Genomic DNA, 12,637 nt, shown 5'->3' on the forward strand with positions numbered 1-12,637 from the left:
CTTAAAGGCTTTGATTAGGCGTGTTTTTGGGGAAGGAATCGTCTTAAACCAATCAAGAGTAAAATGAGCGCTGCAGCGGAAACATATTTGCCTATGGCAAGCGACTGGGGTTGGTATTCAAATACGAGTTTGTGATTCCCCTTGCTGATCTCTACACCGCGAAAAGCGATGTCCACAGGAAAGACGGGCGTGGCAACATCATCAACAAAAGCTTTCCAACCCGGATACCAAGAATCGACCAAAACCAATACGCCAAAAGAGTGGCTTTCTGCAACGACCTCAACAATATTGTTCCCACTGTATCGAATGTCAGCTTCTGTAATGGTCTTATCCGTATTCTTTTGTGGAAGATCAGGGCCTTCACTGACGGGCGGGCCGTCAGCCAGAAGTGTGACGGGAGTGCCGTCATCAGTGCCTTTCCGCACAGAATATACGATGTGGGAGCGGGGATGGGCTTCAAGGTCTTTTACCAAAATAGCGCCGGAGGGCAGCACTTCTTTAATATGAAGAACAGGCCGTAAGGCGGCAAATCGTTCTTGAATATCCGCTTTCGTCAAAATAAGTTGGTTGGACGCCGCCAAGCGTAAAAGTTCAGGATGATTTTTACTCTGATTTAAAAATTGACTGTTTCGGTTTAAATAAATGCCGGAAGGGCTGTAAATTTGCATAACTTCATAAGGCGATAAGGGCCAATGTTGCAGCTGTTCTGTACCGGCAAGACGATTGTTTTCGTGATCCAAGGAGTCCGTAAACATGGTCTTGGGATTAATATGGCTTTCCGGCGTAACGCGGCTTTGAGGCTGGTAGATGTACCACAGCAGCCCCGCTGTTAGTAAGGAGAGCGACAAGGCGGTAAAAAGGGGCCGCGGCCAGATGAACGTTATAGCAAGGACTGCGAGAACAGAGACAGCCGCCAGAAGGATCGGTACCACACTGCCAAAGGTGAATTGATAGTCGGGGCTGAAGCGGGCCAGAATAATCATGATGACCAAATAAGCTAACCAAAAGGCAGGCAGAAGGCGTGTCAGTTTTTTGAGCACGAGCGTACACTTCTCTGCACTAAGATGAATCCATTCTTCTGCCGTAGTACTGACCAACAATCCCATGGCGAGGGGAAAGGCAATCAAACAATGGGCAGCGTCGAAAAGAGAAAGGCCAACGAGACTACGTATCCAAGAGCCCAATAGGGCCATGATCAAGGTGGTAAAAAGAACCGTCCACAACAATGCTTCCAAACGGCGTCTGCGGACACGATTCGAAAAAGAGCGCAATGATAACCATAAAGGAAGGAGCAGAAAGGCGGTCATGCCCGTTGGAAACCAAAGTAAGGCACGCTGTGAGGCAAAAGCGCCCTCTTTCAGTATTGGCGGGACAAAGAGATGGGTGAGATCCCAAAGCTTAAAAAAGCCGTCTGTTTTGCTTTCTAAGCGGCCCTGATGCAAAAACTCAATGTAGGGAACCAATTGTATACCGGCCAGTGCCAGACCTATAAGAGCGCTTAATACGACCCAAAAAAGGGTGTGTCCAATGGCATCTCTTTGATAGGTGCGAATTCCATAAATGATGACCAAAATCACGATAAAAAATAAGATGGCGACCAAGGATTCTGGATCGCCGCCCAGAGTCATGATTCCGATCAAAATGGAAAGAAAAGGCCAGAGTTTTAATTCATCAAAAAGTAAACGCTGCAGGCAGGGCAGGAGTAAGGGGAAAAAGGGTAATACGTCTGAAATGGGATGCCACGGTGAAACCAAAAAAAATCCATTTAATTGAAAGGGAATCGCAGCTAACAATGCAAAAAAAGGTGTGAATTGAAAGCGGCGCGCCATATAATAGGCACAAAATCCGGCTACTAAAAGCTTTGCCAAGATGCTTATGCCGAAGCCCGTCGCAAAAGGGAAGAGATAGAGGGGGATTGAAAAAGGAGAGAATGCGCGGGTGCGCCAAAGAGCAAGAAAAGGTACTCCCATGCCTTCATAAGGATTCCACAAGGGGAGTTCGCCTTTGTTGCCTGCCTGATTCAAAAATGTCAACCAAGGGTAATAGCGTTCGATCAACTCTTCTGAATCGCTATTCTCCGTAGAAACAGCCTCCGAGCTCTGTATATCTTGCCAAGGAACACGTGAAGTCATTCCACTGAGATTGAGTGGAAGATCTCCTCTTTGGAGGATTGGACCAAGAAAAAGGAGCGGCGGAATGGTTAGCAAAATAAGGCAAAATAAAGATTGGATTAATTCTCGTTTTCGAAAGTTCACAGATACAGACCCTTCCTTCATATAAGGTCGGTGCAAAGCCGTCGTAATAAAGGATAACGGTAACGTTGCGGACAACGGCTTTCTCTTTCTATAAAGAAAGTTTGCCCACACCTAATCAATTTCGCGGCAAAAACACTAGTATACTTGAAAAAGATAGATCATTGCACTTCTACCGTGCAAAGTGAACGTGCTGGTCCCACACAATCGCCCGACCAAGACCAGTCATTCAGTGTGCAGCAGAAAATCCGGCGTGAAGGTGATTACATCAACCTAGCTTTAAATGCATGGACGCGTTTAGTGCGGCACAGGCAGCGACAAAAAGCTCGGATATTGAGCGTTGGTGTAAATGGTATTATTCGCGCTGCGCAGCTCGTCGCTTGGAAAATCTTCGCCTGTGTTGGGGTTCTTTTCAAAACGGGGATAATTGCTGCTGGAAATGTGTAAACCGATGCGATGACCTTTATCTAGAATTAAGCTGGTCGTCCACAAGTCTATCCATAATTCTCCTACCGTTCCGGATTCTAAGGGAGCCGCTTCTGTAAAACCTTTTCTAAATTTTAAACGTTGAATATTATCGAGCATCAAGTACTGGCGTCCATCAGGATATACATCGACGAACTTGGCTGTAAAATCGGTATCAGGCGCATCGGTCGAAATAAACAAACGCACTTTAACATTGCCTGTAATTTCGAGAGGTGCTTCCAGAGCGTCGGACAAAAAAAGCAATACATCATCACGTTTTGCCAATTCTTGTTGATCAAAGGGACCTGCCGGCAGCGTTAATTCTGCGCCTCCATGGGTGGGACAAGGGTCTGCCGGGTCATAGATATAGGTTAAGCTTCCTTCAGCACCTTCCGGCGCTTGTGTGGATAAAGACCCGTCCCCGTGCAAATACCAAGCTTCTTCGGTCGTCGGGAAAGGCGGCCACGTTTCCGCAGTTCGCCATTCATTACCCGGCGCGTCGGGATTGGTCACATCACCCAAAGTATAATAATTTACTGCCGGCTCATCCATGATGCCATTGGGCTCGTTCTTGAGCCAAAAGTCTTGGAAACGCTGCTCATATTTATAGTAATCAAAAATAAAATTATCGTGTAACACTAAGTCGCCGGGATTCTTTTTCGGGCCATGCAGCCAAGGCCCCATAATGAGTTTTTGATTACCTTTAGCGCCCTCTCCGCCTTCGTATTGTCTTGTCATAAAGTTGTTGATCGTTCCTTGGGCAAAGATATCCCACCAGCCGCCTACGTGCATACCCGGTGCTGTGACCACTTCGGCTTTAGGTTCGGCATTGAGCTGCTCCCAAAATGCATCATAGCGCGGATGTTCCTGCCAGCGTTGAATCATATAAGGGACCTTTTGTGAAGTAAGCCAGTCTTCACACAGCGCTTTCCTGAATACGCCGCCTTGATAGGTAAGCTGATCGTAAAAATTTGAAGAGGCGACCAAAATAGATTGACAGGAGATTCCCGAAGTTGCCGCGGCCATCAAGATTTGGGTGATCCCCAAAGCAGAGCCGCCGCTGGTGCCGATCTTTCCGTTGCACCACGGCTGTTCTTGGATCCACTGGATCAAATCTGCTCCGTCTTGAAGCGCTCCCCAGCCATCATCAAAAAAAGTATTTTCAGTTCCTTCACTGTCGCCACGACCGCGTGAATCTTGACTAACCAATACATAGCCTCGTTTATTGCTCGCACGGCCCAAGGCTTGCATACCTTTACGTCCGTAGACAGTTCGCACGACCACAACCGGATAGCTTTCATCCTCTCCCTTTGGTATGTAAACGTCAGTGGCCAATTTAACCCCGTCCCGCATAGCGACGAAATGAGTTTCCCCTTGCGGCCGTTGCGCGGCATAACAGCAGGTTCTGAAACAGTCACCGGTATTGAGGGTTCCGGAAAGGAGAATGAGCAAGAGAAGGTTAAAAAGATACAAATAGCGTTTCATAGGCGTCTCTTTTCTGCGTCGTTTGGAAAATGCTTTACCAAAGTTCTTGTTATTTCAACACGGTTGGGTTTCAATCAGCCGGTCTTAGTGAACAAATTCATAAGGGAGCAAGCTCCGAATGATTACAGGAACAATTTCATTGTCTTTGCCATGGACACGGAATTCATACTGCGTGTTGGGTTCCAATGGAAAATCGACTGTAATTTGCTGTTTGTTCTTTAAATCCTCGTGATAACGCAACTCGCTTCCCTCGAAAATTTGGAAACGAAGCGCATCATTATCGCCTTCAGGGCGCACTGCAATTTCTACCAATGAAATATGCGCATCAAGCCAGTCCGATCCTGTTGATTTCCAGTTGATCTTTTGTTCGATGGGCGTAATCGCACCGGGCATGCGGGTCGGCAGTGCATCCGCTAGGGTGGAGGAACCGTTAATCGTTTTTGTCGCAATATTTAATTCTCGGACAGGATTTAATATTTGTCCATAACGATAGGATTCCGTGAGCCAAAAAGTAGAGGTGCCAATGAGCCAGATCAGTACTGCCTGCCCGACCCAAATGATTAGGGCGGGGGCGGGCGCAATGCGTAAGGGTAACAGAATAATCCCTAAAGACAATACCAATGAAATAAAGACTGCCAAAATTGGGAAGGGCATGGGCAGCCAGATAAGGGGTACGACGAAAGATGCCAGCAGAAGACCGGAAACAGCGGTAAGCAAGCCGGGCGGCGTGATTTTGATCCGAGACAGACGCATTAACGCGTACAGGATGAAAGGCCAGCATAGGAGCAGGACAATTCCGGTCATGAGTCGTGCCGGTATCAACACGATTTCGTACATGTCGTCTAAAGCATAAAAGACGGTGTCGCTATTCGCCGAGAACTTCAAGTAAAGCCGTACTCCCAAGAAAGCGGAGAAGGCAAGTAATAATAAGCTTGTTGTCAGGGCAAGAGATACGACTGTTTCTGCGCGCAGCAGATACGGACCGTGTACTTCTATGGGCGGCGTATTTAAAAAGGATTTTTCTTGAACATGAAGTTCAGCGTTGCACTGCCAACAATTTTCAAATTCGTCGCTGTTTTGAGCGCCACAGTGAGAGCAAACGGTTCCTGTGATCATGAGCTCTTCTTTTTCTTCTGTCGTAAGGTCAGCAGGGAAGAGCCCCCAGAGGGGAGTTGATCTATCCGTTTTATCTTGTTCCAGCACGGCTTCGAGCTTGGCAATAGCCTTTTGGGCGAGCGCATGATTCGGTTGAATTTCCAGGGCTCTTTTCCATGTTGCTAATGCTTGGTCTTTTTTATTATCTACATTGTAGACATGCGCTAATTGCTCGTAGAGACCCATTTCACTCGGCCATTCAGCAATAGTCCGTTCGAGGCTTTCTTCTGACTCCGGATAGCGCCCCAATCGATAGAGCGTTGCCGCCACATAGCGGCGCACATTTATTTTGGGTGTCCATTCCTTTTGCAGCATCTGAAGATGCTCCAAGGCAAGCAGATATTCATTGGCTGCGTATAGTTTTTTGGCAAGCCGCCAGCGACGCGGATAATCTTCAGGATGTTCCTGAACGTATGCCGATAAGTCCCAAAGTTCTGTCATGACAAAAAACCTTTATCCCTCTGTTCAGAGCGGAATTTTGACACGAAATTTAAATTATTTTTTTGTTTTGCGTGCAATTTTACGTTTTTTATTTCTGCTGCGGCGTTTAATGCGAAACCAAATTTCATTACCCAGCCAAGAGATGAAGCCTGCTAAGATCGCTGCTACAAAGATACCGCCCACGACGCGTGTCCAAGTTGACGCTGTATCGTAGGTGATTTTAAACATGAGCATAACGCAAGGATATGCGAGTACCACAGTAAGTACAAGATATATAATCCAACCTAATACATCCGGATTTTTCAAACTGGCCGGTATTTTCACTCCGATCCTCCTATACTGTCTTTGATTCCATTGCCGGCAAAAGTAACTGAATACACACGCCTTCACTTGATTCAAGCAAATTCAAGCTGCCGCCGTGTTCACGGGCGATTTTGGCGGAACAAGCGAGACCGAGACCGGTGCCCCGTGTACCTTTCGTTGTAAAAAACATGTCAAAGATATGATCGCGCAGTTCCACGGGGATACCCGATCCATTATCTTTGACGGTAATTTCAACATATTTTGAGGGGTGATTACCAATTGTTAACTCTATTCGGCCCGTCTGCTCAGGTACCGCATCCAAGGCATTACCGATGAGATTTATAATACAGCGCAATAAAGCATCCGGATCTGCTTTCACCGTCAATTCCGGATTGTCGTAGTTAAGCTTAAAATTGATCCCTTTGGGCCGGGCAAGATCCTGCATGGATTCGCAAGCGTCCATCACAACAGGCAGAACGGGGCATGCCTGTAAATAAGGGGTATTGGGTTTCGCAACGAGTAGGAGATCTTGCACAAAGTTTGTTATCCGTTTCACACTGCGGTTTAGGGTCGACCAAGTTCTTTTTACGAGACTCAAATCATTCGCTTCAAAGGCAAGGTCTATTAATTCGGCACTGCCGATCATTCCGCTGAGAATATTTTTAATATGGTGCGTCAAACCGGCGATGGCATGACCAATGGCGGCAAGTCGTTCTGTTTGGATTTCATGTTCGATTTTGCGCGCGCCCACCAAGGCGGCGGCTGCAAGGGAAGAGAACATTTCCATGACGTGCCGATCCAAGGGGCTGAAGGATTCTTCACCGACTTTATTCACCAATTCCAATACGCCTACCAATTTGCCACGCTCGTACATGGGTAGTGCCAAGATATCATGGGTACAAAACTGGCTTGCATCATCGGCGCCGTGAAAGAAACGATGGTCTTTCGATACATCTTCAACATGGATGGTGCGCCCTTCCAACGCCGCTGTGCCGGCGATACCTTGCCCCAACTTAAGGCGCACTTCCCGTTTTAATGTTTCTTTAACGTCTGTTTCGCCTACAACCACTTTAAAGTAAAGTTCTTCTTTCGCTTCATCGTAAAGCATCACAGAGGCGCCTTCGGCGCATGCCAACAGGCAACCTTCTTCACTGATACGTTCAAGAAGGGCATCCATATCGGTGAGCACGCCCAACAATCCGTGAACCCGATACAAAGCTTTAAAAACACGCTGCATTTCTTCAGGCGTCGCATCCAATAGCCATTGCGGTGTGCTTTCGTCAGAAAATATTGTTGTATAAGGCTCCATAAAATCTCTTTTTGTCTGAATTCAATTGTTTACAGCACTATGATAACACGGATTATAAGGATTGACAACACGATCGTATTTCGTAATGCGGCTTATTGCTCCGGATCTAATCCCAAGCTAATGCGGGCAAGCAACATTGCTCCTATTTTTCCGTGGACACCGGTTTCTAAAACCGGACCCACACAACTGGGACAGCCGTCAGGGCAGCTGCAATCGGCTAAAAGGGTCAGTGCCGCTTCTAAAAGGGATGTGGCGTGATAGAAGAGTTTGGTATTATAGCCAACGCCTCCGGGATAGCGTTCATAGAGGAAGATCGAAGGTTTTTGTGATTCCGGCGCGCGCAATCTGGCGGTTGCAAGAATGTCGCTGGGATCACAAAGCACATGCACCGGGGCAACTTGCCGCAAGGCGTTGGCAAAGGCATGGAGCGCTTCGCCGAGTGCCTCTTGAGCTAAGCCATATTTCTGCGCCAGTTGTTCCGAAAATTCCATCCAGAACCCCGTCGTATGCATGGTTTGTTCGGGAAGATGAATTTCTCCCCAACCCACGTTTTCGTGGGTGCCAAATTTAATTTTCTTATAGACAGATGGTTTCCAGGTGACACTCAATTCACCTCGGCATTGCACGACACCGTTTTCTTCACGTTCATCACTGCGTTCCAGCACACGAAGATCTACCTTCATTTCCGCATCGGTATAATAATCAACTTCTACAGGCCGTGCATAGGCTTTGCGATCATCTAAATCCAACGATTCAATCGTGTATTGTCGGGTTTCATGTAAATAGATCGCGTTCTCATATACTTCAACAGGAGCGTTAAACAGATCAACTTCCCCGATGACACGGCCCTTGTCCGTCGTGTCTAGAATAACAACATTGCCCGGCGCCGCGGTGCGCAGGCTGATATCCGAAGCAGGATAACTGTCGGTGCTCCAATGCCAGCGATTTCGTGTTTTCCGTAAGACCCGATGCCGCGCGAGAAAATCTAAAAGTTCCGCTGTGCTTGCCGCGTCCACACCAAAGGCGTCGCCTTCGGTAAAGGGCAACTCAAAGGCGGCACACTTGAGATGACTCGTCAGTATAAAAAGGTTATTAGCGTCAATGGTCGCACTTTCGGGGTTATGTTCAAAAAAGTAATCGGGATGTCCGATAATATATTGGTCTAAGGGCGCGCTCGACGCCACAAGAATGACCAACGCCGTATCGCTGCGTCGCCCGGCACGGCCGGCTTGCTGCCAAGTCCGTGAAATACCGCCGGCATAGCCGCACATAATGCAGACATCCAAGGATCCTATATCTATGCCCAATTCAAGGGCATTGGTGCTGACTACCGCCATGACCTCCCCATTTCGAAGACCCTTTTCAATTTCACGTCGTTCAGTGGGCAGGTAGCCGCCGCGATAACCACGCACTTTATTTTTATCGCCTCCTTGTCTGAGTATCGCTTCCTTCAGATAGGTAGTCAAGATTTCGACGCGCAAGCGGCTCCGTGCAAAGACGATGGATTGGATTCCTTTGAGCAGAAGAGAGGCGGCAAGCTTGCCTGCCTGTTTTACACTGGAAGCGCGGATTCCAAGTTCTTTATTCACGACGGGCGGATTAAAAAATACGAAATGTTTTTCTCCCGCCGGCGCACCATTATCATCGACTACTGTAACGGCTTCTTCAATAAGACTTTCTGCTAATTCTCCCGGATTCGCAATGGTGGCGCTGCAACAAATAAATGTTGGGTTGGATCCATAAAAGGCGCAAATCCTGCGCAGCCTCCGTATGACATTGGCAAGATGGCTGCCAAAAACACCGCGGTAATGGTGGACTTCATCAATGACCACATACTTAAGATTTTCAAAAAGACGTATCCAGATGGTGTGGTGGGGGAGGATACCGGCGTGAAGCATGTCCGGATTGGTTACGATAATATGGCCTGCATTACGTACGGCAGACCGTGCAGAACTGGGTGTGTCGCCGTCAAAAGTATAGGCGCCAATTTTGAGTTCCAGCGTGTCCAAGGTCTCTGTCAATTCCGACACCTGATCTTGGCTTAAGGCTTTCGTAGGAAATAGGTAAAGGGCGCGGCTGTTAGGTTCTTTATAGAGTTGGTTCAATACGGCCAAGTTGTAGCATAAGGTTTTGCCTGAAGCAGTGGGGGTTACCACACAAACGTGCTTACCGGATTCAAGGGCTTGGAAACTTTCAAATTGATGGGTATAGAGTTTTGAAATGCCCCGCTTTTTTAGACCGTCGATCAGCTCTGGCGCTACCCCATCCGGGAATGGCATGTAGCGCCCGGGACGTGGTGTGAAGCTGCGCCAAGTCGTCAGGTTTGCACAAAATTTAGGATCGCTCCGTAATTGGTCTATTATTTGTGATACATTCATAAGGAATTTGTCCGAACGTTAAAAGGATAGTAATTGTTGTGTAGGTATTGTATCTTTTTAGGGCGACTCGGTGAAATGACGCTCAATGGGCCGCTGAAAATAACCTTGAATCTTTTTGGCAACCGGTCGCGTCTAGTATAGAGGAGAAAGCAATATGCAAAAATTTTTGACGATCACGATTTTATTGTTCCTTAGTTTATCCGGGCACAGCCTCGCCCAAGGAAGTTGGCTTCCCGAAGAGATCTCAACCTCAAAGCTGGCCCCGCCTTTTTTCCTTGCCCCCGGCAAAGTGGAAGCCGTGGCGGTTGCCGCCTATGACGAACATGTGCGCGGCAAAGCTGAGACTCATCCGGATTGGGAAAATGCTGTTTCTATTCGATTGGAAGAAGGGGCGCCTATTTGTGAAACCCATTTGGAAGCTGCTTTTGACGGCGGCGAGAAATTAGCGGAAGTACAACAGGGCACACTGACTTGGATAGGAACGACGAAAGGACTCTATTATCAGGAAGAGGGCAAGATCTCCAAATATGAGCAGTACGGTGTCAATGGCCCCCTTGCCTCAACCCTCAGCGGCATGGTTCTGGACTCAAAAAATAACCTGTGGGTAGGGACGGCGCTCGGTCTGAGCCGGCGCAATACCGATGGACAGTGGACCCATTTCCAAGGGAAACAAGGGCTGCCTGTTGAAGATATTAGGGCGCTCGCCATAGATATGAATGATACGCTTTGGATCGGGAGCGCTCGCGGACTCATTATTTATAAACCCTACGCACAGGGTCGGCAATGGTTCTATAGGGCGGGCCAGCGGTATTTGCCGGGCGATATGGTCAAATCGATTGCTGTCAAGGAAGACGGAAGCGCTGCTTGGCTGCTAACCGATAAGGGCGTGGGTAAGATTGTCGTAGTACGCACGAGTTTGCTTGAGAAGGCTTCTACTATTGAAAAGAGAGTAAATGAACGGCATCGACGCTTTGGCTTGGTCGCCGATTGTGTTTTCGACGACGCCGATAAGTTTCAATCCTATACTATTCCCGATAAAGATAACGATGGACTGTGGACAGCCTATCATGTCGCCGCCATGTCGCTATGTTTTGCCACTACAAAAGATCCCGCTGCCAAGGTATCTGCGCGGGAGAGTATGCACGCCTTATATATGCTTCAAAACGTGTCGGGAATTCCCGGTTTGGTAGCGCGCAGCGTAGTTCCCGAAGAGATCGGCAAAACCAAGAGCAAGCAATGGCGGCCAACAGAAGATCATAGCCTGTATTGGAAAAGCGACACTTCTTCCGACGAAATAGACGGTCATTATTTCGCTTTCTACACCTACTATGAATATGTAGCGAAAGAGGATGAGGCGGAACGTGCGTTAATTGAAGAGCAAGTGCGCGCCTTAACCGATTATCTCATCAACAATAATTATCAGTTAATCGATTGGAACGGGAAACGCACACGCTGGGGTTTTTGGAATCCCGAATCCTTGAACAACAATCCCATGAATTATATGGAGTCGGGATTGAACGCCCTGCAAATTTTGTCTTTCCTCAAAGTAGCGCATCATATTACGGGGGATGCACGCTATGAAGAGCATTATCGAAAACTCATTGTGGAGCATCATTATTTAGAAAACGTTGTTATTTCAAAGAAGCATTTTCCCGATGAAAATAACCACAGTGATGATCAACTTGGTTTTGTGGCATGGTATCCAATTTTACAATTGGAAAAAGATCCCAAGCTGCGCAGAATATTGGCCGCAGGCGTACGCCGACATTATGCGGTGGTGGAGCCTGAAAAATCGAGCTTTTATACCTTTGTTTACGCCACCGTTGATCCTGCGGGCGCGGATATTGACGGGGCCATTGAAAATTTGCAAGAGATCCCCACAGACCGAAGATTATTCAGGGCAACTAACAGCCATCGTGACGACGTGATCTTCTCTTCCCGGGTCAACCGCTTTGGAAAAGACCTTATAACTCGGGTTCTTCCTGCTGATGAGCGGTGTTTTGCTAAATGGAATGCAGATCCTTATGTGCCCGATACCGGCAATAGCGGACTGGTGGAAGACGATGGCGCTGCTTATTTGCTGCCCTATTGGATGGGTCGGTATCACAACTTTATTGAAGAGGCTGAAGACAAATAAAAGTAAATTCCAAAAGAAACGGGGATTCTGAGTCATTCAGAATCCCCAATCTTTTTTGGATTAATTAACTGCAGACAGCGCCCTGCAGCCTGTCCCGTGCGCAAGGTTATAGGTCAGACTTCCCAAGGACTGCGGTAATCACGGGTCAGCCATTTGGGGTCGCCGCTGCCTTCAACAAACGTCATCGTTTTGGGTTCCCATTTTATGACGGCATGGTTGTAATAGGCCTGATTCAATAAATGGCAGCAAATGACACTGCGGCCGCCGACCACTTCATTGGTTATGGGTGTTTCGCGCGATTCGACACAGTCCAAGAAGTTTCGTAAATGATCTTGGCTGTCATATAATTTGATTTTCGCGGAATCAAGAAAATCTTTTTGCAGCGTAGCGAGTACGGAACCTAAGCTGCTTTTATCTTCCCGCGACGTGAAGCCTGCAACTTTTTTACCATCCAGCCAGAATTCAATTTTGCCGCGATTGACTTTTACTTCTCCGTCACTGCCATAAAAATGAATGCCGTAACTCTTCGTGTGGATTACGGGGATATCACCTTCATAATAAAGAGTTGCCCCTTGAACGTCGCCGGCTGTTTCGGGCGGATGTACTTCCTTCGGTCCGCTTTCATCCATGCCCAGACCCCATAGGGCGATGGCAAGATGATGGGCGCCCCAATCTGTCACCATCCCACCGCCATATTCGCGATAGTCGCGCC

8 protein-coding genes are annotated in these 12,637 nt (G+C 47.7%); 1 reads left to right on the forward strand and 7 read right to left on the reverse strand.

Annotated features, from left to right (window positions below; translation table 11 throughout):
* Positions 1-14: 14 nt before the first annotated feature.
* The 6 genes from GX117_12245 to GX117_12270 form a co-directional block, all read right to left on the reverse strand.
* Positions 15-2,255, reverse strand: a complete 2,241-nt coding sequence (locus GX117_12245; GenBank protein NLO34100.1) for a YfhO family protein — start codon at positions 2,253-2,255, stop codon at positions 15-17.
* Positions 2,256-2,549: 294 nt separating this feature from the next.
* The gene (locus GX117_12250; GenBank protein NLO34101.1) at positions 2,550-4,202 is read right to left on the reverse strand and encodes a CocE/NonD family hydrolase; all 1,653 of its coding nucleotides are present in this window, start codon (positions 4,200-4,202) and stop codon (positions 2,550-2,552) included.
* A gap of 84 nt (positions 4,203-4,286) precedes the next feature.
* Positions 4,287-5,798, reverse strand: a complete 1,512-nt coding sequence (locus GX117_12255) for a hypothetical protein (protein ID NLO34102.1) — start codon at positions 5,796-5,798, stop codon at positions 4,287-4,289.
* Between the two features lie 54 nt (positions 5,799-5,852).
* On the reverse strand, positions 5,853-6,122 hold the full coding sequence (locus GX117_12260) for a hypothetical protein (protein NLO34103.1): 270 nt from the start codon (positions 6,120-6,122) through the stop codon (positions 5,853-5,855).
* A 10-nt stretch (positions 6,123-6,132) separates the two neighbouring features.
* Entirely contained in the window at positions 6,133-7,410 is a 1,278-nt protein-coding gene (locus GX117_12265) for a GAF domain-containing sensor histidine kinase (GenBank protein NLO34104.1), read from the reverse strand.
* Between the two features lie 92 nt (positions 7,411-7,502).
* Positions 7,503-9,788 carry a DEAD/DEAH box helicase gene (locus GX117_12270; GenBank protein NLO34105.1) on the reverse strand — a complete coding sequence of 762 codons (2,286 nt, stop codon included), beginning with the start codon at positions 9,786-9,788 and terminating at the stop codon, positions 7,503-7,505.
* A gap of 154 nt (positions 9,789-9,942) precedes the next feature.
* Between GX117_12270 and GX117_12275 the strand changes: the two genes are divergently transcribed.
* On the forward strand, positions 9,943-11,925 hold the full coding sequence (locus tag GX117_12275; GenBank protein ID NLO34106.1) for a hypothetical protein: 1,983 nt from the start codon (positions 9,943-9,945) through the stop codon (positions 11,923-11,925).
* Positions 11,926-12,038: 113 nt separating this feature from the next.
* Here the strand turns inward: GX117_12275 and GX117_12280 are convergent, their stop codons facing one another.
* Positions 12,039-12,608, reverse strand: a complete 570-nt coding sequence (locus GX117_12280; GenBank protein NLO34107.1) for a hypothetical protein — start codon at positions 12,606-12,608, stop codon at positions 12,039-12,041.
* Positions 12,609-12,637: the final 29 nt, after the last annotated feature.

The sequence above is a fragment of the Candidatus Hydrogenedentota bacterium genome (genome assembly GCA_012523015.1).
Taxonomy (GTDB): Bacteria; Hydrogenedentota; Hydrogenedentia; order Hydrogenedentales; family CAITNO01; genus JAAYBJ01.

Coding starts and splice junctions, on each gene's coding strand:
- GX117_12250 (NLO34101.1), bottom strand. CDS start 4,202: ATGAAACGCTATTTGTATCTTTTTAACCTTCTCTTGCTCATTCTCCTT.
- GX117_12255 (NLO34102.1), bottom strand. CDS start 5,798: ATGACAGAACTTTGGGACTTATCGGCATACGTTCAGGAACATCCTGAA.
- GX117_12265 (NLO34104.1), bottom strand. CDS start 7,410: ATGGAGCCTTATACAACAATATTTTCTGACGAAAGCACACCGCAATGG.
- GX117_12270 (NLO34105.1), bottom strand. CDS start 9,788: ATGAATGTATCACAAATAATAGACCAATTACGGAGCGATCCTAAATTT.
- GX117_12275 (NLO34106.1), top strand. CDS start 9,943: ATGCAAAAATTTTTGACGATCACGATTTTATTGTTCCTTAGTTTATCC.
- GX117_12280 (NLO34107.1), bottom strand. CDS start 12,608: ATGGTGACAGATTGGGGCGCCCATCATCTTGCCATCGCCCTATGGGGT.